General features: G+C 65.0%; 19 protein-coding genes. 7 read left to right on the top strand and 12 right to left on the bottom strand.

From position 1 onward, the window contains the following. Nucleotides 1-111 precede the first annotated feature (111 nt). The 4 genes from AC07OE_RS13700 to AC07OE_RS13685 all read left to right on the top strand — a co-directional run bounded on the left by AC07OE_RS13700 (nt 112) and on the right by AC07OE_RS13685 (nt 5,897). On the top strand, nt 112-1,665 hold the full coding sequence (locus AC07OE_RS13700) for a methyl-accepting chemotaxis protein (RefSeq protein WP_495071121.1): 1,554 nt from the start codon (nt 112-114) through the stop codon (nt 1,663-1,665). Between the two features lie 101 nt (nt 1,666-1,766). Beyond that, nucleotides 1,767-2,756, top strand: coding sequence for an MYG1 family protein (locus AC07OE_RS13695; RefSeq protein WP_495071120.1), 990 nt, complete (start codon nt 1,767-1,769; stop codon nt 2,754-2,756). Further along, nucleotides 2,756-3,430, top strand: a complete 675-nt coding sequence (locus AC07OE_RS13690) for a hypothetical protein (RefSeq protein ID WP_495071119.1) — start codon at nt 2,756-2,758, stop codon at nt 3,428-3,430. Before AC07OE_RS13695 ends, AC07OE_RS13690 begins: the two co-directional genes overlap by 1 nt. A 13-nt stretch (nt 3,431-3,443) precedes the next feature. After that, the gene (locus AC07OE_RS13685) at nt 3,444-5,897 is read left to right on the top strand and encodes a glycoside hydrolase family 3 C-terminal domain-containing protein (protein WP_495071118.1); all 2,454 of its coding nucleotides are present in this window, start codon (nt 3,444-3,446) and stop codon (nt 5,895-5,897) included. A gap of 65 nt (nt 5,898-5,962) precedes the next feature. Here the strand turns inward: AC07OE_RS13685 and AC07OE_RS13680 are convergent, their stop codons facing one another. Continuing rightward, entirely contained in the window at nt 5,963-6,556 is a 594-nt protein-coding gene (locus AC07OE_RS13680) for a tRNA-uridine aminocarboxypropyltransferase (protein ID WP_495071117.1), read from the bottom strand. 38 nt (nt 6,557-6,594) lie between these two features. Here AC07OE_RS13680 and AC07OE_RS13675 point away from each other — a divergent pair, with 38 nt between their 5' ends. Beyond that, the gene (locus tag AC07OE_RS13675) at nt 6,595-7,815 is read left to right on the top strand and encodes an MFS transporter (protein ID WP_495071116.1); all 1,221 of its coding nucleotides are present in this window, start codon (nt 6,595-6,597) and stop codon (nt 7,813-7,815) included. Here AC07OE_RS13675 and AC07OE_RS13670 read toward each other — a convergent pair. Next, the gene (locus AC07OE_RS13670; RefSeq protein ID WP_495071115.1) at nt 7,716-8,702 is read right to left on the bottom strand and encodes a LysR family transcriptional regulator; all 987 of its coding nucleotides are present in this window, start codon (nt 8,700-8,702) and stop codon (nt 7,716-7,718) included. The genes AC07OE_RS13675 and AC07OE_RS13670 overlap by 100 nt on opposite strands. A gap of 101 nt (nt 8,703-8,803) precedes the next feature. Between AC07OE_RS13670 and AC07OE_RS13665 the strand changes: the two genes are divergently transcribed. Next, on the top strand, nt 8,804-9,817 hold the full coding sequence (locus AC07OE_RS13665) for an NAD-dependent epimerase/dehydratase family protein (RefSeq protein WP_495071114.1): 1,014 nt from the start codon (nt 8,804-8,806) through the stop codon (nt 9,815-9,817). A 52-nt stretch (nt 9,818-9,869) separates the two neighbouring features. On the opposite strand, the gene AC07OE_RS13660 is transcribed toward AC07OE_RS13665, so the two are convergent. Continuing rightward, nucleotides 9,870-10,373, bottom strand: a complete 504-nt coding sequence (locus tag AC07OE_RS13660) for a DUF2127 domain-containing protein (RefSeq protein WP_495071113.1) — start codon at nt 10,371-10,373, stop codon at nt 9,870-9,872. Between the two features lie 276 nt (nt 10,374-10,649). On the opposite strand from AC07OE_RS13660, the gene add reads away from it, so the two are divergent. Then, complete coding sequence (gene add / locus AC07OE_RS13655; protein ID WP_495071112.1) at nt 10,650-11,651, top strand: adenosine deaminase; 1,002 nt, start codon at nt 10,650-10,652, stop codon at nt 11,649-11,651. 7 nt (nt 11,652-11,658) lie between these two features. Here the strand turns inward: add and AC07OE_RS13650 are convergent, their stop codons facing one another. From AC07OE_RS13650 to AC07OE_RS13610, 9 genes are all read right to left on the bottom strand, one after another. Continuing rightward, a complete protein-coding gene (locus tag AC07OE_RS13650) occupies nt 11,659-12,399 on the bottom strand; it encodes a toll/interleukin-1 receptor domain-containing protein (protein WP_495071111.1) in 741 nt (246 codons plus the stop codon). Nucleotides 12,400-12,559: 160 nt separating this feature from the next. Next, nucleotides 12,560-13,819, bottom strand: coding sequence for a Zn-dependent hydrolase (locus tag AC07OE_RS13645; RefSeq protein WP_495071110.1), 1,260 nt, complete (start codon nt 13,817-13,819; stop codon nt 12,560-12,562). 28 nt (nt 13,820-13,847) lie between these two features. Continuing rightward, nucleotides 13,848-15,290, bottom strand: coding sequence for a dihydropyrimidinase (gene hydA, locus AC07OE_RS13640; protein ID WP_495071109.1), 1,443 nt, complete (start codon nt 15,288-15,290; stop codon nt 13,848-13,850). A 75-nt stretch (nt 15,291-15,365) separates the two neighbouring features. After that, a complete protein-coding gene (preA, locus tag AC07OE_RS13635; RefSeq protein ID WP_495071108.1) occupies nt 15,366-16,673 on the bottom strand; it encodes an NAD-dependent dihydropyrimidine dehydrogenase subunit PreA in 1,308 nt (435 codons plus the stop codon). Nucleotides 16,674-16,704: 31 nt separating this feature from the next. Beyond that, nucleotides 16,705-18,057, bottom strand: a complete 1,353-nt coding sequence (locus AC07OE_RS13630; protein WP_495071107.1) for an NAD(P)-dependent oxidoreductase — start codon at nt 18,055-18,057, stop codon at nt 16,705-16,707. Between the two features lie 130 nt (nt 18,058-18,187). Beyond that, on the bottom strand, nt 18,188-19,084 hold the full coding sequence (locus AC07OE_RS13625) for an alpha/beta hydrolase (protein ID WP_495071106.1): 897 nt from the start codon (nt 19,082-19,084) through the stop codon (nt 18,188-18,190). 207 nt (nt 19,085-19,291) lie between these two features. Beyond that, nucleotides 19,292-19,894, bottom strand: a complete 603-nt coding sequence (locus tag AC07OE_RS13620; RefSeq protein ID WP_495071105.1) for a TetR/AcrR family transcriptional regulator — start codon at nt 19,892-19,894, stop codon at nt 19,292-19,294. Nucleotides 19,895-19,954: 60 nt separating this feature from the next. Beyond that, complete coding sequence (locus AC07OE_RS13615) at nt 19,955-20,854, bottom strand: LysR substrate-binding domain-containing protein (RefSeq protein ID WP_495071104.1); 900 nt, start codon at nt 20,852-20,854, stop codon at nt 19,955-19,957. Nucleotides 20,855-20,856: 2 nt separating this feature from the next. After that, nucleotides 20,857-21,663, bottom strand: coding sequence for a carbon-nitrogen hydrolase family protein (locus AC07OE_RS13610; protein ID WP_495071103.1), 807 nt, complete (start codon nt 21,661-21,663; stop codon nt 20,857-20,859). Between the last annotated feature and the right edge of the window lies 1 nt (nt 21,664).

The raw sequence follows: 21,664 nt of genomic DNA, 5'->3' as shown, positions 1-21,664 counted from the left end.
CGTCAGACCCGCAGAAACCGCTATCTTTTTTGACGGCCTGGTGCCTAGAATCGCCAGCGCCTGTGCGCAGCCCGTCAAGAAAAGAACCCACCCTCTGAAAGGTGCCGCCCCATGTCTCTCTCCGATTACAAGATCTCGACCAAGCTGGTACTGGCCTTTGTCCTGGTGTCCCTCATAGGCGCAGCCCTGGGGCTGTTCGCTATCCGCAACATGGGCGTGCTGAACGACGCCGACACCGCGCTTTACGAAAAAGAAACTGTGGGCTTGGCACTGGTCAAAGAGGCCAATGTGCAGCGCTACGCGGCCGTGGTGGCATTGCGTGACGCCATCATCGCGACCAACCCGGAGGGGCGGGATGGTGCGCTCAAACGCATGGCCGCCTGGCGCGCCAAAAGCCTGGAGCTGATGAACGAGGCCCGTGGCAAGGCCGATGATCCCGAAACCCTGGCTGCGTTTGCGGCGGTGGACGACGCCTGGAAGGCTGACCAACAGGCGCTGGAGGGCATCCTCAAGCTGCTGGCCACGGCCGAGATGCAGCCCGACTCCCCATTGCTGCAGTTCCTGGGCAGCAGCGTGGTGCAGCCCAGCATCAAGGTGGGTACGGTCATGTCCGATCTCACCAAGGTGTTCGAAGCCAAGGCCCACCGTGTGTCTGATGACAACACCGCGCTGTACGTGAGCAGCCGCAATGTGACCTTGGGCCTGATCGCCGTTTGCGTGCTGCTGGGCGTGGGCCTGGGCGTGGTGATCAGCCGCAGTGTGACCGGCCCCTTGGCCCAAGCCATGGAGACCGCCCGCGCGGTGGCCGAAGGCGATCTGTCCCGCCCCATCCATGCGCAAGGCAAGGACGAAATCGCCCAACTGCTGCAAACCCTGTCTTCCATGCAGGACGGCCTGATCAAGGTGGTGTCCTCCGTGCGCACCGGCTCCGAATCGGTGGCCAGCGCCAGCTCCGAAATCGCCCAAGGTAACCAGGACCTGAGCGCGCGCACCGAAAGCCAGGCCAGCGCACTGGAAGAAACCGCGGCCAGCATGGAAGAGCTGTCGTCCACCGTCAAGGCCAACGCGGACAACGCCCGCCAGGCCAACCAACTGGCGCAAAGTGCCTCCACGGTGGCGATGGAAGGCGGCAGCGTGGTGTCGCAGGTGGTGGACACCATGAAGGGCATCAGCGACAGCTCCAAGCGCATTGCAGACATCATCAACGTGATCGACGGCATCGCGTTCCAGACCAACATCCTGGCGCTGAACGCGGCGGTGGAAGCCGCACGCGCCGGAGAGCAGGGTCGCGGTTTTGCGGTGGTGGCTAGCGAAGTGCGCAGCCTGGCGGGTCGCTCGGCGGAAGCGGCCAAGGAAATCAAGAACCTCATCAACGACAGTGTGGGCCGTGTGGACCAGGGCACTGCGTTGGTCGACAAGGCCGGCAGCACCATGAACGAGGTGGTCACCAGCATCCGTCGTGTGACCGACATCATGGGCGAGATCAGCGCCGCCAGCAGCGAGCAGAGCGCGGGTGTGTCCCAGGTGGGTGAAGCGGTTACGCAAATGGACCAGGCCACCCAGCAAAACGCTGCGCTGGTGGAAGAAATGGCGGCGGCGGCGAGCAGCCTGAGTGGCCAGGCGCAGGAACTGGTGCACGCGGTGTCGGTGTTCAAGCTGCGCTAGCCGCAACAGTGATATTTATCTAAGTTTTTTACTATTGAAACGGGTGATGGTGGTGCAGCTTCATTGGGGAATAGTCAGGTATTTGACCCTAGAATTTCCGCATGACTGCTGCCCCCATCACCATCGCCACGCACAGTGGCACCTTCCACGCTGACGATGTTTTTGGCGTGGGCATCCTCATGGGGGTCTTCCCATCGCACACCCTGGTCCGTACCCGCAAGCAGGAGCTGATTGACGCGGCCGACTACGTCGTGGACGTGGGCGGCACCTGGGACGCAGCCACCGGCCGCTTTGACCACCACCAGCGCGGCTTTGACGGCGCGCGCCCCGCGCGCGAGGTCGACGGCACCAACGTGCCCGGCGTGGGCTACGCCAGTGCGGGCTTGGTGTGGTCGGCCTTTGGTACCGCCTACGTGCAAGCCTGGGCCGCCGCCCAAGGCCACAGCCTGAACGACGAGGCCGTGGCCGAGATCGTGCGCTCCATCGACCATTCGCTGGTGCAGTACCTGGACATTGTGGACACCGGCCAGGGCGATGTGTCGCCCGGCATCTTTGGCCTGTCATCTCTCATTGCTCAGCTCAACACGCATTGGCTGGAAGAGCAGGGCCTGGACCACACCGCCAAGGCCCAACTGCTGGAAACGCGCTTTCGCGAAGCCATTGCCATCACCCGCAAGTTTTTGGACCACGCCATCAGCAAGAAAGTGGCGCAGCTGCGCGCCATGGACACCGTGCGTAACGCCCCGCGCCTGCTGGGCGGCCGCGTGCTGCACCTGCAAGAGGGTGGCATGCCCTGGACGCATGTGGTGGTGAATGAAATGCCCGAGGTGATGTTTGTCATCTATCCCGACTCCGACGGCAACCAGTACCAGATCAAGACCGTGCCGGTGGAAGCTGGATCGTTCACCGCCCGCATGGACCTGCCCGAGGCCTGGGCCGGCCTGCGCGATGCCGAGCTGGCCGCGGTCAGCGGCGTGGCAGACAGCGTGTTCTGCCACCTCAACCTCTTCATTGGTGGCGCGCGCAGTTTTGACGGCGCGGTGAAGCTGGCCGCGCTGGCGCTGGCCAACCGCACGGCGGCGGCTGTCTGATGTCGGTTGCAGCGCATCCCACAGCCCTGCACCAGGTTCGCAGCGCGGTTCTGGCGAATATGAAGCCGGGGCTGGTGCTCTGGAGCGGCTTGGTGCTGCTGTTGCTGGCCTATGTGTGGAGCCCGGCCGTGCAGGGCGGGCTCACCCAGTGGGGCGAGTTCAAGCAGGCCTGGGGCTACACCGGTTCGTTCTTCACCTACGCAGCCTTTGCCGTGCTGGTGCCCGAACTGCTGGCCTGGGCCGTGTTGCGCCAGCCTGTGCCGCCCACCATCGCCCGCGACATGGCGTTTGCCTTTGTCGTGTTCGGCCTTATCGGCATGTCGGTGCAGGTGCTCTACACGGTGCAGATCATCCTGTTTGGCAGCGGCAATGACGCCGCCACCATCGTCAAGAAGATGCTGTTCGACCAGTTTGTCTATTCGCCGGTGTCCAACTTCTTCATGGTGGCTGTCTTCATCTGGAAGGACGAAGGCTTCACCGCCGCCTCGCTCAAACGCTTCTTCACCACTGACTTTCTGAGCCAGCGCTACCTGCCCGTGATCATTGCCGTGTGGTGCGTGTGGGGTCCGGGCGTGCTGGTCATCTACTTCATGCCCACGGCCTTGCAGTTCCCCGTGGCCTCGCTGATTCTGAGCTTCTGGATCCTGATTTTCAAGTTCATGCGCAAACACTAAGAGGAGACACACCATGACCGCCAACACACTCGACGCCCTGCTGGACCCCATGACCCTGGAGGAGCAGGTCTCCCTGCTCACGGGGGCCGATTTCTGGACCACCGTGCCCATCCCCCGCCTGGGCGTGCCCGCCGTGAAGGTGAGCGACGGCCCCAACGGCGCACGGGGTGGCATCTTCAAGGACGGCCCCAGCACCGCCTGCTTTCCGGCCGGCATTGCACTGGCCGCCACCTGGAACCCCGCGCTGATCCAGCAAACCGGCGCCGCGCTGGGTGAAGAAACCAAGATCAAGGGCGCCCGCGTGCTGCTGGCCCCCACGGTGAATCTGCAGCGCACCACGCTGAATGGCCGCAACTTCGAATGCCATTCCGAAGACCCCTGGCTGTCCTCCGAGATGGCCGTGGCCTATGTGCGCGGCGTGCAGAGCACCGGCGTGTCTGCCACCATCAAGCACTTTGTGGGCAACGAGAGCGAATACCAACGCATGTCCATGAGCTCGGACATTCCCGAGCGCGCACTGCGCGAGCTGTACCTGCTGCCGTTTGAGCGCGCCGTCAAAGAAGCCGGCGTCTGGGCCGTGATGACGGCCTACAACCGCATCGACGGCACCTTTGCCGCCGACCACCGCCGCCTGGTGACCGAGGTGCTGCGCAACGAATGGGGCTTTGACGGCTTGGTGATGACGGACTGGTTTGCCAGCCACGACACCGTGCAGGGCGTGCTGGCCGGCACCGACCTGGAAATGCCCGGCACCACGCGTGAGCGCGGCCAAAAACTGGTGGACGCGGTGAAGGCCGGCCGCCTGCCCGCCCAGGCCGTGCGCGACTGCGCCCGCCGCGTGCTGCTGCTCATGCAACGCGTGGGCAGCTTCGCCGACCCGGTGATTCCCGCCGAGCGCGCCGACGACGTGCCCGCCCACCGCCAGCTCATCCGCACGCTGGGTGCCGAGGGCGCCGTGCTGCTGAAGAACGACAAAAACACCCTGCCCCTGGTGGCCAGCACGGCCCGCCGCGTGGCGGTGATCGGCGTGCCCGCCGTGGTGCCGCAGATCATGGGGGGCGGCAGTGCCACGGTGAACGCGCATTACCGCGTGGCCCCGCTGGATGCGCTGCGTGCCCAGTGGCCCAACGCCACCTTCACCCACCACGCGGGGGCCGACATCCACCGCTGGGTGCCCGTGCTGCGCACGCCCATGCAGCTGGAGTTTTTCAACAGCACCGACCTCAGCGGCCCCGTGGTCTGCACCCAGACTGTGGACAACACCGAGCAAATCTGGGCGGGCCATGTGCCCGATGGCGTGCAGCCCGGCAAGTTCTCGGCCCGCGCTACGCTGCGCTTTGTCTCCACGGCCGCGGGTGAGCACCAGTTCTCCCTCATCAGCGCCGGCCTGAGCCGTGCCTCCATCAACGGCACGCCGGTCCTGGACGCCTGGAGCACCTGGAGCCGTGGCGAGCCCTACTTCACCTTTGGCTGCGAAGAAGTGCGCCACACCCGCCACCTGCGAGCCGGCGAGGTGTGCGACATCACCGTGGAGTACAGCTCCGCCGCCTACGAAGAAGTGAACTTCCGCGCCCTGCGCTTTGGCGCCAGCCGCGTGCTGGACGCCACCGACATTGCCGCCGCGGTGGAAGCCGCACGTACCGCCGACGTGGCCGTGGTGTTTGCCGGCCTGAACGCCGAGTGGGACAACGAGGGCCTGGACCGCACCAGCATGACGCTGCCGCACCACCAGAACACCCTCATCGCCCAGGTGGCCGCGGCCAACCCGCGCACCGTGGTCGTCTTGCAAACCGGCTCCCCGGTGACCACGCCCTGGCTGGCCGATGTGCCCGCCGTGCTGCAGGCCTGGTACCCCGGCCAGGAGTGCGGCAACGCCATTGCCGATGTGTTGCTGGGCGCGTCTGAGCCCGGCGGCCGCTTGCCCCAAACCTGGCCTCTGCGCATGGAAGACACCGTGGCCTTTGGCGACCCCGCGCAGTACCCCGGCGTGGACGGCCATGTGCGCTATGGCGAAGACGTGTTCATCGGCTACCGCCACTACCAGCAGAAGAAGCTGGCCGTGCAGTTCCCGTTTGGCCATGGCCTGTCGTACACCACGTTTGACTACGGCCCTGTGCGCGGCGTGCCCGCCACCTTTGGCCCCGGCGACAGCATCACGCTGGAGGTAGATGTGCGCAACACCGGCACTCGTGCCGGTCAGGCTGTGGTGCAGCTGTATGTAAGCGATGCCCAGGCCAGCGTGGCCCGCCCCGGGCGCGAGCTCAAGGCCTTCGCCAAGCTGCACCTGGCCGCCGGCGCCAGCGGCACGGCCAAGCTCACGCTGAACATGCGCGCCTTTGCCTTCTATGACGTGGCGCACCAGCGCTGGACCGCCGAGGCCGGCAGCTTCGGCCTGCACCTGGGCACCAACGCAGACAGCGCCTTTGCCAACCACAGCGTGACGCTGACCGGCGACTGGCACGGTTGATGGGTATGGCGGAGGTTTGCTCCTAAAACAGGAGCTGCTAGCGCATATTTGCCGGGGGCTGGAGCCTAGCTTGGCACCAAACCCTGCTGCTGCGCGACAAAGCCGTCAAACGCCGCCAGCAGCGGTTGCCAGCGCGCGGCGTCGCCTTCCAGCTGCGCCAGCGCAGCGCAGGTGGCCTCCAGCGTCGACAACTGCCCCGGCGCATGCGCCTTGCGGATGGCGTAGCGGCCCGTGGGCACTTCGCGCAGGGCCAGGCGTGGCAAGCGCTGCAGCGCGGGGCTTTGGTGCAGCATCTTGCGGCTCTTGCGCCAGGTGGCGTCCAGCACCACCAGCCGCAGCCGGGCCGGATCGTGCAGCGCCGCGGGGTCCAGTGGCGCAGGGGGTGTGTGGTCTGCGTACGGTGTGGCCGGGTAGAGCAGCAGGGTGGTGCGGGTGTCGGGCAGCAGCGTGTGCAGGGTGGCGTCGTCAAACACCTCGCCCACCACCAGGCGGCTGCCGGGCAGGCTTAGGTGCAGCAGGCGTGCGCTGTTTTTGGCGTGGTGGGCTTCCAGCGGGTGCTGGAGGATGAGCACCTCACAGGCAGGGGCAATAGGCGTGACAAAGCGGCAGATGCAGGTGGCCTGAGGCCGCAGGCAGCGTGGGCAAATGGGGCGGGGCATCAGGGCCCAATTTTTTGGTTCAACACAGAGAGACTTTCATGACAGAAGACAGCACGCGTCAACCAACCTCACTCAGCTGGCGGCTGGGCCTGAACATGCCCATGCACCGCCGCGTGTTTGCCAGCTTCTTTCTCTATGCATTCTGCATCGGCGGCTTCTTTCCCCGGCTGGCCGAAATCCAGCGCAGCATGGGTGTGGGGGAGGGCGCGCTGGGGCTGGCCCTGATCGGCGTGGCGGCGGGCACGCTCGTGTCGCTGACCTTTGGCGGACCGCTGGTGGAGCGGGCTGGGCACCGCCGCGTGTTCCTCTACTTGCTGCCTGTGTTGCCGGTGTTCTACGCCCTTGCCGCCGTGGCCAGCTCGCCGGCCTGGATGTTTGTCTGCCTGTTCCCGGCCGGTCTGATGCTGGGGGCAATCGAAGTGGGCGTCAACCTGGAAGCCGACCGGGCCGAGCATGCGTCGGGCCGACGCATCATGAACCGCTCCCACGCGTTCTGGAGCATTGGCTTTTTCACAGCCGCGGCGCTGGGCTCGCTCATGGCGTACCTGAATGTGTCGCCCCTGGCGCATCTGCTGCTGGTGGTGCTGATCTCGTGCGTGCTGACCACCCTGCTGCTGGGCAAGTTTGAGGTGGCGCCGCAGCGCGAAGCCGATCAGCAGCATGCGGACGTGCCGGCCCCCAAGTTCTCGGTGCCCAGCGGGGCCATCCTGCTGCTGGTGCTGGTCACCCTGCCGGCCATGGTGCTGGAAGGCGCGGGCTTTGACTGGTCTGCCATCTACATGCGCAACATCTTCGATGCCACACCCTTCATGGGCGGCGTGGCTGTGGCCACTGGCGCCGCTGCGCAGGCCTTCACCCGCTATGTGGCCGACCGCTTTGTCGAACGGCACAGCCCCGTGCTGGTGACGCGCTGCCTGCTGAGCGTGCTGGCCGTAGGCTGCCTGCTGGTGTACCTGACGCTGAACCCTGCACTCTCGCTCTTGGGCTTTGCACTGATGGGCGTGGGCAGCAGCGCTATCTTCCCGCTGGCCATGTCCGCCGCCGCGCAGCGCACCGACCGGCCCTCGAATGTGAACGTGGCCGCCCTGGCGCAAACCGCGTTTGTGTCCTTCCTGCTGGCGCCGCCCTTGCTGGGCTTTGTGGCGCAGCACTTCGGCATTCAATGGGCATTTGGCGTGGCCTTGCCGTTGGTAGTGCTGAGCCTGAGTGTGTCGTCCGTCATTGGCGCATCGGGCAAGGCCTCATCCTCCCCCATGTAGGCCTGCAGCCCCTGCAGCAGTGCGTCAAACGTCACCTTGCAGCGTGGCGTGTTGCGCAGGTCTTCGTGCATGGTGAGCCAAGTCTCCAGGTTCAGCGAAAAGTCGTCAGCCAGCAGGTGCACCAGCTGCGGGTGGCGCGCTGCCAGCGGCAGCTGGCAAATGCCAATGCCGCAGCCCGCGCGGATCAGCGCCAGCTGGGCCACATCGTTGTCGGTGCGCAGGGCAAAGGCCTCGCGCTGCCATAGCGCAAACCCCTTGCGGGCCGCGCGCACAAACGCTGTCTCCTCGTCAAAGCCAATCAGCGCGTGTTGGGCCAGTTCGGCCAGGGTGGTGGGGGTGCCGCGGCGTTGCAGGTAGGTGGGGTGCGCGTGAAAACCCAGGCGCACCTGGCCCACGCGTCGGGCAATCAGCTGCTCTTGTTTGGGCTGTGTCATGCGCACGGCAATATCGGCCTCGCGCTGCAGCAGGTCTTGCACGCGGTTGCTCAGCACCAGCTCCACCTTCAGGTCGGGGTAGGCGCTTTGCAGCTGGGCCAGTATGGGGGGCAGCACCTCCACGCCCACCACCTCACTGGCCGTCACACGCACCGTGCCGCGTATGCCATCGCCCTGGCTCTCGGCGGCGCGCTTGAGCGCAGCGGCAGAGCTGCTCATGGCTTGGGCAAACGGCTGCAGCGCCCGCGCGGCGTCGGTGGGCAGCAGCCCGGTTTGTGAGCGGGTGAACAGCGCCACGCCCAGTGCCTTCTCCAGCGCATCAATGTGGCGCCCGACGGTGGGCTGGGCAATGCCCATGGCGCGCGCCGCCCCAGACAGCGAGCCCTCTTCCAGCACGCCCAAATAGGAGCGGTACAGCTCCCAGCCAATCTCTGTGTGGTTGTCGGTAGTCATACAGAAATGTATGGCCGCTGGTGCATGTTGGTCAATTGCTTATTAGCCCCCGCCATCCCAAACTTCATCCCATCGCAACACGTTTTTGAAGGAGCAATGAGATGAGCAACAACACAGCATTGGTATTGGGCGCCACCGGTGGCATTGGCGGCGAAGTGGCACGGCAACTGGTGGCCGCAGGCTGGACCGTGCGCGCCCTGCGCCGCGGTGGTGCGCAGGCCAGTGAGCGGCGTGATGGCATCGAGTGGGTGCGCGGCGACGCCATGGAGCGTGCCGATGTGATGGCCGCCGCCCAGGGCTGCGCCGTCATCGTGCACGCCGTTAACCCGCCCGGCTACCGCCGCTGGGCGCAGGTGGTGCTGCCCATGGTGGAAAACACCATCGCCGCCGCGCAGGCGCAGGGCGCCACCATCGTGCTGCCCGGCACGGTCTACAACTTTGGCCCCAGCGCCTTTCCCCTGCTGCGCGAAGACTCGCCGCAGGAGCCGCTCACCCGCAAAGGCGCCATCCGCGTGGAACTGGAGCGCCGCCTGCGCCAGGCCAGCGGCCAGGGCTGCCAAGTGATCGTGGTGCGCGCGGGCGATTTCTTTGGCCCCAAGGTGGCCAACAGCTGGTTCTCGCAGGGGCTGGTCAAGCCTAACCAACCGGTCAAGGCCATCAGCCTGCCCGGTGCGCCTGGTGTGGGCCACCAGTGGTCGTATGTGCCCGACGTGGCCCGCACCATGCTGCAGCTGCTGCAGCGCCGCGACACGCTGGAGCCCTTTGCCGCCTTCCACATGCAGGGCCATTGGGATGCCGATGGCACCCAGATGGGCGAGTCCATCCGCCGCGTGGTCCTGCGCCGCGGTGGCGCTCAGCCCAAGCTCAGCGCCTTCCCCTGGTGGCTGATGACGCTGGCCGCGCCGTTTGTGGTGACCCTGCGGGAACTGCAGGAGATGCGCTACCTGTGGAAGACGCCTGTGGGCATGAATAACGCCAAGCTGTTGGCGACGCTAGGCCAGGAGCCCCACACGCCGCTGGACGAGGCGGTGGAGGCGGCGTTGGTGGGGCTGGGCTGTCTGGATGCGGCGAAGACAGGAGCGCTAAAGCCGGTCGCTGTGCGCATGACCCATTGAGCGATAGCAACAAGGGCTGCACTGCAGCCCAGCAAGGCAAGACGTGTCTCTCTCAGACTGTGCCTTGGGTCGAAGCCCCGGCGCCTTGATGTCTGCGGCGCCTTAGCCTCACCACCATGTAGGCAACAACTGCAATGTTTCCAACCAACACCAAGCCGTTGATGGCAGTGGTGTGCCGCGCCAAGTGGCTCAGCTCCAGAGGCAAATAGATCGCGCCAGACACCGCAGCTAGCCACTCGGCCCATGCTTTGTCGCGCCACAGGCCATAAGCTTCCGTCAGCCGAATGGCTGCATAGCCCCAGGCCAACAGTACAACCTGGCGCAAGTTCGCGTTCTGAAGCGCGCTAATGTCATTGAGCAGCATCTGGGGGAAGCGCGCATCCGGGTTCACGTGCAAATGGCCCATCAGCGCATAGGCGATGGCGCGCACATCGTGGTGTACCAAGCTCAGCAGACCCAGACTGGCCGCGATCGCGGCCAAGCCCTTCAGTCCCTCAAACAGGGCGATGGCGTGGAGGGCTTTGTTCTTGACAGCGGGTGTGTGAGACGGACGCATAGGTTTGCAATGTACAGGCTGATTGCAGCCATTCGCCGTGTCCATCGTCAAGCGTGGCGACGCCCAGCCCAAGGTTAGCGCCTTCCCCTGGTGGAGATGGGCAACCAGGTCGCCGCGGGCAGATAACAATAGGGGCTCCCCAGAAATCCACAGCAAGGAGTTCCCCATGGCAGCCCCTGAGAAAGTCAAAGGCCCAGCGTCGTACTTCCCGTCCATCGAGAAGACCTACGGCCACCCCATGACGCACTGCCTGGCGGCCGCCCAATGAGCGCGCCTATGTCTCCCGCGGAAGAAAGTCGCCTGCGCGCCCTGCCCAAGGCCGAAGTACACCTGCACCTGGAGGGCTGCTTTGAAGCCGCGCTGATCGCCCATTGGGCCAAGACCGAAGGCGTGGCCTTGCCCCGGCCGCAAGAGGACTTGTTCAAGTTCTCCGGCCTGGCGGACTTTCTGGGCTTTCTGGACCTGGCCTGTGGCCTGGCCCGCACGCAAGACCGCTTGGTGGAACTGAGCTACGGCCTCAGCCAGCGGCTGGCGGCCAACGGCACCGGCTATGCCGATGTCATCTTCAACCCCACCCACTGGCACGCATGGCATGGCCGCCTGGGCCCCATGCTCGACGCCATCCACGCGGGCTTTAGCGCCGCGGAGCAAGACGGCCTGCCCGGCGTGGGCCTGTGCGTCAGCCTGCTGCGCACGCAGTCGGCCGACGAGGCTATTGAGTTGGTAGACACGCTCACCACATTGCGCCACCCGCGCGTGGTGGCTCTGTCGGTAGACGGCAACGAAGCCACCGCCGGCCGCACCGGCCCCCGGTTTGCAGAGGCCTTCCGCAAGGCCGGCAGCGCCGGCCTGCGCCGCACCGTGCATGCGGGCGAATCCAGCGGCCCCGAAGGCGTGTGGGACGCCGTGGACCTGCTGGGCGCGGACCGCATCGACCACGGCGTGCGCGCCATCGAAGACCCGGCACTGGTGCAAATGCTGGCCGACCGGCAGATCCCGCTGGGCGTGTGCCCCACGTCCAATCTGGTGCTGGGGGTGTATCCGTCTATCGAGGCGCACCCCATCGAGCGGCTACGGCAGGCCGGTGTGCGTGTCTCCGTCAACACCGATGACCCGGCGCTGCTGGGCGCGAGTTTGGTGGGGGAGTACGCGCTGTGCCGGCAGGCGTTTGGGTGGACGGATGAGGTGACGCGGGAGGTGGCGCGGACTTCGATTGAGGCTAGTTTTGCGAGTGGGGATCTGAAGGTTGGGTTGCTGGAGAAGATGAGGGCGTGGTGAAAGTTTTTTAGCGATGTAGTTTGTGGTGAAGTGCGTATTGCTTCCCCTTCGTCGTCAGACGGATATCCTTGTCCTCGTCCTGAGTGATTAGGCGTTCCCCTTTTGCTTGCTCGACAAGGGCATCGAACATCAGTCTGGAAATTTTTGAATTGGCGAGTAGTTTCCCGTAATTCATGAAGTCGGCTGTTGTCCGTTCAAATTCCCAAACAATACGACTCATTAGTTCAAGCAAACCGTCACCAGTTCTCTCGGGCGGGGCGGCCGCAACTGAATTGAAGGGATTGTTACCAATTGGTGGTTTAACAAATAGCGGTGCCCCGTGGAGGGTTCGTACAAGCTCATCAAAAGCAAATTCCGTCTGATCTAAACCGGAGAAATCGATAAATAGCTTGGATTTCAAAAACGTTGGAACAGCATGAGTTCCAGTTTGCCGAATTACTGGAATTACCTTGTTTGAATCAATGCTCTTTAACAGGTCTGCTGTGACGATCATCTTTTCGTAGCCTACCCCGCCCGCTCCTGAATTAGCCTTTTCTACATAGCGCTCCGTGCAAACCATGATTACGCGGTCTGACGAAGAAAGGTTTTTCTCCATGAAGTGCGGAAGATCATCACCGGGTTGCAATTCCCATTGATCAAGAATTGCATCTACCCCGGAGTTACGCAATCTTGTTGCAAACTCCAAAACCCATTTCTTGTGTTCTTGGGAGTCGTGTGAATAGGAAATGAATGCTTTAGGAATTTTCATTTTGCGGTCCTTCAAATGCCAAACTCAGCCTATCAGAAGTACACACCGCTCAAGACGGAAAAAAGAAAGCTCCTGATTTGCTACCAAATCAGGAGCTGCTTGCTCAACAAATACGGGGGCTAGAGGCCAATAAGCCTCATATTCTTCCCCTTGTGGCCAGTCAAACCACCCCAGCCCTCTCCAACATCGCATGCAACAGCACATTGCACCCCGCGGTGATGTGCTCCGGCTTCGCATCCTCGATCTCGTTGTGGCTGATGCCGTCTTTGCAGGGGATGAAGATCATGCCGGCGGGGGCGAGCTTGGCCATGTAGACGGCGTCGTGGCCGGCGCCTGAGACGGCGGGCATGTTGCTGTAGCCCAGCTTCTTGGCGGCGCGGCCCACAGCGTCGACGCAGTTCTCGTGGAAGGCGATGGCGTTGTAGCTGGAGACCATTTCTATCTTCACGTCCACGCCGTGCTCCTGGCCGACCTTGGCGGCAAAGGCTTTGACCTCGTCGGCCATCTGGTCCACCAGCGCGTCGGTGGCGTTGCGCAGGTCGATGCTGAACTTGACGCGGCCGGGGATCACGTTGCGGCTGTTGGGGAAGACCTGCACCATGCCCACGGTGCCACGGCCATGCGGCGGGTGGCGGTGTGCCGCGGCCACCACGTCTTGCATGATGCGTGTGGCGGCCAAGAGCGAATCCTTGCGCAGCGCCATGGGCGTGGGGCCGGCGTGGGCTTCCATGCCGGTCACGGTGCAGTCAAACCAGCGGATGCCCAGCACGCCGCTGACCACGCCAATGGTCACGTCGTTGTCTTCCAGCACGGGGCCTTGTTCGATGTGCGTCTCAAAGTACGCGCCAATCGGGTGGTCGCCGGGCTCCTGCGTGCCGATGTAGCCGATGCGTTCCAGCTCGCCCTTCACGCTCTTGCCTTCGGTGTCCGTGGCCGCATACGCATGCTCCAGCGTGAAGGCCTTGGCAAACACGCCCGAGCCCATCATCACCGGCACAAAGCGCGAGCCTTCTTCGTTGGTCCAGAAGGCCACTTCGATCGGCGCTTCGGTCTCAATGCCCAGATCGTTGAGCGTGCGCACCACTTCAATGCCGGCCAGCACGCCGTAGTTGCCATCGAACTTGCCGCCCGTGGGCTGGGTGTCGATGTGGCTGCCGGTCATGATGGGTGGCAGGCTGTTGTTGCGCCCGGCGCGGCGCATGAAGCCGTTGCCGATCTTGTCGATGGTGATGGTCATGCCGGCGTCGCGCGCCCAGCCCAGCACCAGGTCGCGGCCCTGCTTGTCCAGGTCGGTCAGCGTCAGGCGGCAGACACCGCCTTTGGGCGTGGCGCCAATCTGCGCCAGCTCCATGAGCGAAGCCCAGAGGCGGTCGCCGTTGATGCGGACCTTGTCGATGTCGATGGCGGTTGCGGTGGTCATGGTGGTGTCCTTCGGGCTTAGCTTTGGTCTAACGCTTTACGGCGGTGGGGGCCAGCGTCTCGGCGCGCAGGCGGCTGGCAGAGAAGTTGTCGCTGAAGGCGGGGCGCTTGAGGTAGCGGCCCTTGCCCTTCACAGCGCGCAGGTCGCCCTGCACATAGACCAGCTCACCCTGGCTGATGGTGTGGCTGGGGATGCCCTTGACCCGGCGGCCTTCGAAGATGTTGAAGTCGCCCTTGCTGTGCTGCGTCTTGACCGACAGGGTCTTGGTGCCTGCGGGGTCCCACACCACCAAATCGGCGTCGGCGCCCACAGACACGCTGCCCTTTTGGGGGTAGATGTTGAACAGCTTGGCGGTGTTGGCCGAGGTGACGGCCACAAACTCGCTGGGCGTCAGGCGCCCGGTGTTCACGCCTTCGTCCCAGATCACAGCCAGGCGTTCTTCCACGCCGCCGCAGCCATTGGGGATTTTGGTGAAGTCGTCCTTGCCCGCGGCCTTTTGCGCGGCGCAGAAGGTGCAGTGGTCGGTGGCGGTGGTGTGCAGGTTGCCGCTCTGCAGGCCACGCCAGAGGAATTCGCTATTGCCCTTGGGGCGGAAGGGCGGGCTCATGACGTGGGCGGCGGCCGTCGCAAAGTCGGGGTGGCGGTAGACGCTGTCGTCCAGCACCAAGTGGCCGGCCAGCACCTCGCCGTACACGCGCTGGCCGCGTGCGCGGGCGCGGGCAATGGCTTCAGCCGCTTCCACGCAGCTCACGTGCACCACATAGATGGGTACGTTCAGCACATCGGCAATGGCGATGGCGCGGTTGGCGGCTTCGGCTTCCACCATGGGCGGGCGGGAGAGCGGGTGGCCTTCGGGGCCCTTGATGCCCATCTCGGACACCGTTTTCTGCAGCAGGTAGACCAGTTCGCCGTTCTCGGCGTGCACCGTGGGCATGGCACCCAGTTCCAGCGCGCGCTTGAAGCTGTTCACCAGCGTTTCGTCGTCGCACATGATGGCGTTCTTGTAGGCCATGAAGTGCTTGAAGCTGTTCACGCCCTCTTGCTGCACCAGCGTGCCCATGTCCTGGCGCACCTGCTCGCTCCACCAGGTGATGGCGACGTGGAAGGTGTAGTCCGACGCCGACTTCTCGGCCCAGCCGCGCCATTTGCGGTAGGCGTCCATGATGTTTTCTTGCGGGTCGGGGATGACGAAGTCGATGATGGTGGTGTTGCCGCCCGCCAGCCCGGCCGCGGTGCCGGTGTAGAAGTCGTCCATGGTCACCGTGCCCATGAAGGGCAGCTGCATGTGGGTGTGCGGGTCGATGCCGCCAGGCATCACATACTGGCCGCCCGCGTCCACCGTCGTCGCACCGGCGGGCGCCGTCAGGTTCTCGCCCACGGCCACGATCTTGCCGTCCTGGGTAATCACGTCCGCACGAAAAGCACGGTCGGCGTTCACCACGGTGCCGCCTTTGATCAGAATGCTGGTCATAAATGCTCCTAAAACTGTAGCTGCTTTCGCAATGGATACGGGGGCTAGAGGTTGATTTGATGCATAAAGGCCAGCTCAGGCAGCCTGGCGCATGGGGTTATTGGGGTGGGTGGTCCAATCCGCATGTTTATCGCTCACCAGGCTACCAGTGCGCAAGTCTTTTTCGCCGGGCGCCAGGTCGCGCAGGGAGATGGTGTTGGGCACGGGGCATACGGTCACGCACAGGTTGCAGCCCACGCATTCGTCTTCCTTCACCTCGAAGTGGCGCTTGCCGTCTTTCTCGAAGGTGATGGCCTGGTGGCTGGTGTCTTCGCAGGCAATGTGGCAGCGGCCGCACTGGATGCAGCTGTCCTGGTTGATGACGGCTTTGCTGATGTGGTTCAGGTTCAGGTAGCGCCAGTCGCTCACCGTGGGCACGGCGCGGCCGACGATCTCGCTAACGCTCTTGAAGCCCATCTCGTCCATGTAGTCGGACAGGCCGCTCTCCATTTCCTGCACGATCTTGAAGCCGTAGACCATGGCCGCCGTGCAGACCTGCACCGTGCCGGAGCCCAGGGCGATGAAGTCCAGCGCATCGCGCCAGTTGCCAATGCCGCCGATGCCGGAAATGGGCATGCCGGCGGTGGCAGGGTCGCGCGCAATTTCGGCCACCATGTTCAGCGCAATGGGCTTCACGGCCGGGCCGCAGTAGCCACCGTGGCTGCCCTTGCCGCCCGTGCTGGGCGACATGGTCAGCGTGTACGGGTCCACGCCCATGATGGAGTTGATGGTGTTGATCAGGCTCACCGCATCGGCGCCGCCTCGCTTGGCGGCTTGCGCGGGTTTGCGGATGTCGGTGATGTTGGGCGTGAGCTTCACGATGACGGGCAGCTTGCTGTATTGCTTGCACCAGGCGGTGACCATCTCGATGTACTCGGGCACCTGGCCCACGGCGGCGCCCATGCCGCGCTCGCTCATGCCATGCGGGCAGCCGAAGTTCAGCTCAATGGCGTCGGCACCCGTGTCTTCCACGCGCGGCAGGATCGCTTTCCAGCTTTTCTCTTCACAGGGCACCATGAGCGAGACGACCATGGCGCGGTCGGCCCAGTTGCGTTTCACCTCGGTGATCTCGCGCAGGTTCAGCTCCAGGTCGCGGTCGGTGATGAGCTCGATGTTGTTGAAGCCCATGAGGCGGCGGTCGTTGGACAAGAGCGCGCCGTAGCGGGGGCCGTTCACGTTGACGACGGGGGGGCCGGCTTCGCCCAAGGTCTTCCAGACCACGCCGCCCCAGCCGGCTTCAAACGCGCGGTTGACGTTGTAGGCCTTGTCGGTGGGTGGCGCAGAGGCGAGCCAGAAGGGGTTGGGGCTTTTGACGCCAGCGAAGGTGGTTTCCAGATTGGCCATGGTGATTCTCCAGATAGGGGTGACGCGGCGTTCAGGCGGTGATGTAGGCGTGGATGGCGTGGGCCGAGCGTTTGCCGTGCTCCACGGCTTCCACGGTCAGGTCCAGCCCGCCGGCACGGCAGTCGCCGCCGGCCCACACGCCCTTGAGATTGGTGGTGCCTGCCTCGTCGGTGGCAATCTTTCCGCCAGCCAGCGTGAGGCCGGCGTCCGCCAGCACGGGGTTGCCCAGCTTCTGGCCAATGGCCTTGAGCACGGTGTCGGCCTCGAAGGTGATCTCGCGGCCTGTGGGGGTGAGCTTGCCGTTCACCAGGGCTTGGTCGGCCAGGCGGATGGCGCTGACATGGCCGTCCTTGCCCAAGATCTCGACTGGTGCCAGCCAGTTGTGCAGCACCACGCCATTGGTTTGCGCCCATTCTTGCTCGGCCTTGGAGGCGGACATGGTGTCCACCCCGCGGCGGTACACCATGTGCACCACCTTGGCGCCCAGCAGCTTGCTTTGCACCGCGGCGTCTACGGCGGTCATGCCGCCACCGATGACCACCACACGGCGGCCCACGGGCAGGGTGGCCTTGTCTTCGGTCTGGCGCAGCGTGGCGATGAAGTCCACCGCGTCCTGTACGCCTGCCAGCGTTTCGCCGGGTACGCCCAGAGCATGCGTGGTGGCCAGGCCCATGCCCAGAAACACCGCCGCATAGTCCTTGCGCAGTGCTTCCAGCTGTGCCACGGTGTCCAGCTTCCAGTTGTTCTGGATGGTGATGCCACCAATCCCCAGCAACCACTGGATCTCTTGTTGGGCAAAGTCGCCCGGCGTCTTATAGCTGGCCAGGCCGTATTCGTTCAGGCCACCGGCCTTGGGTTTGGCGTCAAACACCACCACGTCATGGCCCTGGCGCGCCAGCGTGTAGGCACAGGCCAGGCCCGCGGGGCCAGCGCCCACCACGGCTACCTTTTTGCCGGTGGGCGCCGCGCGGGTAAAGATTTGCGGCTTGTCGCTTTCCATCAGTGCGTCCACCGCGTGGCGCTGCAGGCGGCCGATGGCCACGGGGCGGTCTTCTTGCGTGTTGCGCACGCAGACGGCTTCGCACAGGTTCTCGGTGGGGCAGACGCGGGCGCACATGCCGCCCAGCGGGTTGCTCTCCAGAATGGTGCGCGCCGCACCACGCAGGTTTCCATCGCCAATGCGGCGGATGAAGGAGGGCACATCAATGCTGGTGGGACAGGCCGTGGCGCAGGGTGCGTCATAACAGTACAGGCAGCGCTCGGCCTCCAGCAGGGCCTGGCTATGGGTAAAACGCGGGGTGGCGTCGGCAAAGCGCTGGGCGTATTCCTCGGTGCTGAGGCGGCCTGCCTGCACGTCGGCGAAGGAAGAAGAAGGGATGGACACGCGGACAACTCCTTAAAAAACTGACCGTTTGGTCAAGTCATGAGTTGCATGCTAGCAATCCACGTGCCACGCTGTAACTAGGGTTTGCCCGCAACCCCGGGCACCTGGGGGATGCGGGCCTTCGGGCGGCTCAGCGTAAAAAGTCGGTCACCGCCTGTGCCACCTGGGCGTCGCGCAAGAGGCGGGTGTGGCCCAGGCCTTCCGTGGCCAGCAGCCGGGCGCCAGAAATGGCCTCGGCAAACGCGCTGCCATCGGCAAAGGGGTTGATGCGGTCGCCCCGGTCATGTACCACCAGGGTGGGTTGGGCAATGCGCGGGCCGCTGGCGTGTGGCTCGAACTGGGCCATGACAATGCCCTCGCGTGCTTCAATGCGGCGCTGCAGGGCCGCGCGCATAGGCTCATGCAGGCCAAACACCTGGGCAAACAGGCGCGTGTATTCGCGTGGCGAGGCGGGTGGTGCCAGCAGCACCAGGCGTTCTGTGGGCAGCCCGCGTGCCGCGGCAAAGGCCAGGCCGTTGGCCGCCAGCGAATGCGCCACCACGCCCTGCACGGTGTGCCCCTGCTGGGCCAGGCGGGCCAGCGTGTATTCCATGGCGCGGGCAAACTGCGGCAGGTTGCTCACCCGCCCGGCGTTTTTGCCGTGGGCCGGCAAATCCAGCAGCACGGGGCGCAGGCCCTGGGCCATGAGGGTTTGGGCCAGGGGCAGCATCTGGCCTGCATGGCCGCCCCAACCATGCACCAACAGCACGCATGCGCCTTCTGCTGGTGCGTCAGGCACGGGTGTGGGGTGGTGCAGGGTCAGGCTGGCCTGTTCAAACGGCCAACGCTCCTGCGTCCAAGCGCCCGGCCAGGGGCGGTCGCGGCGCAGCCAGCGCGGCGGCAGTGGCGTGCCAAACAGGCGGTAGGCCAGGCGCAGGCCCAGCGCCGGCCAAAGCCGCTGGGAGGTGCCCAGGGCCAGGCGCAGCAGGCGGGTGGCGGGATTGCTGGCGTAAAAGTCGGAGGTGGCTTGCAGGGTGGTGGATGACATGGCGGGTTCCGTTTCGTGTCAGTAGTGAATCCAGTCCGCATTGCTGCGGGGCAATCCGTCAAACAGACGGCACAGGCGCAGGCCCAGGGCGAGCACCGCCGCGACGGCGGCAATAAACAGGGCAAAGATCAGCATGGAATTTCCTTTCTTCGCACAGTCGTGCGAAATTTACTCGGACCAGGGGAACAAGATGACACGGTCAAACCTTCAGGTGCGGTAGCTGGCCAGCATGCGTTGCCAGGTGGCCTGGGCGTGCTGGGCGGCGTGGGTGTCGCGCAGAAAGCGCGCGTCGTGCAGCAGGGCCATGGCCATGCCGTTGAGTTCGGCCACCAGTTGGCCAGGGTCGGTGTCGGGGCGCAGGTGGCCGGCGTCCATGGCTTGCAGCACCGTGCGCCGCAATGCGGCGCGCCAGCGGGTCACTTCCTGGAATAGCAGGTCGCGCAGCTCGCCTTCGCGGTCGTCCAGTTCAAAAGCGCCCGCCGTGTACAGGCAGCCGGTGTGCACTTCCACATCGCGCATGCGCACGATCCAGCGCTGCACGATGCCATCCAGCCGCGGCAACCCCTTGGGGGCCTGCATGGCGGGCACAAACACATCGGCCAGAAAGCGGCGGCCGTATTCCTCGATGACTGCCTTTTGCAGTGCCTCGCGCGAACCCACGCGGGAGAACACACCGCTCTTGGACAAACCCGCGCGATCAGCCACCACCTGGAGGTTGATGGCTTCCAGGCCTTCGTCGGCAGCCAGCTGCAGCGCCGCGTCCACGATGGTGGCGCGGGTCAGTTCGCTTTTGTGGGTTTTGGCATCCATGGGGCAAATTTAGCACACTTGTGCGAAATTACAAACCCGGTCGGTTGGAAGCCGCCGAAGCTAGTTCTGGCTGGCCTGTTGCAGCCAGCGGCTGAAGTTTTGCACGGCGGGTTTGTTGTCGGCCCCCTCGGGCAGCACCAGGTAGTAGTGGCGCGCGCCGGGCAGCGCTGCGGGGTGCGCCAGCACCAGTTCGCCACTTGCCAACTCGGCCTCTATGAGCAGGCGCGGCACCAGCGCCACGCCCATGCCTTGTGCCGCGGCAGCGGTGGTCATGGAGAACTGCTCGTAGCGCGGGCCGGACAGGGCCAGCGGGGCCTCCACGCCCTGCGCAGCAAACCAGGCCTGCCAGCTGTCAGGGCGGGTGCTTTGCTGCAACAGGGGCAGGGTGGCCAGCGTTTTGGCGCTCAGGCTTTTGCGCCCGGCCAGCAGCGTGGGACTGCAGACCGTTACCACCTCTTCTGCCATGAGCGGCATGCCGTGGGTACCAGCCCAATGCTGCACTTGGGTTGCGGTGCCGGCGAAGATGGCCGCGTCAAACGGCGTGTCGGCAAACAGAAAAGGGCGGGTGCGGGTCTCGATGTGCACCGTGGTGTCCGGATGCAGCGCGCTGAAGGCCTGCAAGCGCGGAATGAGCCAGCGCGCGGCAAAGGTGGGTACGCTGGCTAGCTGCACGGTGCCGCCGCGTCCCTGGGTGGACATCAGGTCCAGCGTGTCCTGCTCCAGCCCGCGCAGGCGCAGTGCTACCTGCCGGGCGTAGCGCGCACCGGCCGTGGTCAGCGCCACGCCGTGGCGCGTGCGGCGAAACAAGGGCGTACCCACCAGCTCTTCGAGCGCGGTGATCTGGCGCGAGACGGCGCTTTGCGTGAGCGCGAGCTCTTGCGCTGCGCGGGTAAAGCTTTCGTGGCGGGCTGCAGCGTCAAAGCACAGCAGCGCCTGGGTAGCGGGGATTTTGCGGCGCATGGCTATCGGGGCATGTGGGGCGGCACTGTAGCGGCGTCCCGCACATGATCGTTTGCTGCGCGGGCTGCGGTCAGGCGCGCGTCGTTTAGCGTGGCAATCAGCAGCGTGGCATCGCGGTGGGCCTGCGCCACGACCAGGCCATCGGGCGCAGCTAGCAGGCTCAGCCCCCCGTAGTGCACATCGCCCTCGGCGCCCACGTAGTTGGCGTAGGCCACATACAGCTGGTTTTCATAGGCACGCACAGGCACCAGGGACTGGGCCACGAAGTCGTACGCCGGCATATTGGCCGTGGGCACCACGATGAGGTCGGCCCCTGCCAGCGCCAGGCGGCGCGTGGCTTCGGGAAACTCCACGTCGTAGCAAATCAGCAGGCCAATCGTCCAGCCCTGCCAGGTGAAGGTGGTGGCACTGGGGGCCGCGGCCGCAAATTGCTGGCGGTCCAGATCGCCAAACAGATAGGTCTTACGGTAGTTCAGGCAGCGCCGGCCTCGGGCGCTGATCCATTGCGCGGCGTTGAACACCGCGCCGCCAGTGTCTCGCTCCGGGTAGCCATAGACCACGGCAATGCCGTGACTCTGCGCAATGGCCGCTACGGCTTGGGCCCAGGCGCCGTCGGCGGGCTGGGCCAGCTGCTGTACGGCGGCCGCGCCAATGGCGTAGCCGCTGACAAACATCTCCGGGCACACCAGCGCCTGCGCACCCGCCGCCGCGGCCTGTTGCGCGGCCTGCTCCAGGCGCTGCAGGTTGCCTGCCACGTCCAGCGGCAAGGGCGGGCATTGCAGCAGGGCCAGCGTCAGGGGCGTGCGCATG

The organism is Rhodoferax sp. GW821-FHT09E07, from assembly GCF_059416145.1.
Note: the sequence above shows the minus strand (reverse complement) of the source record. Positions and strands in the feature narration are given on the sequence as shown.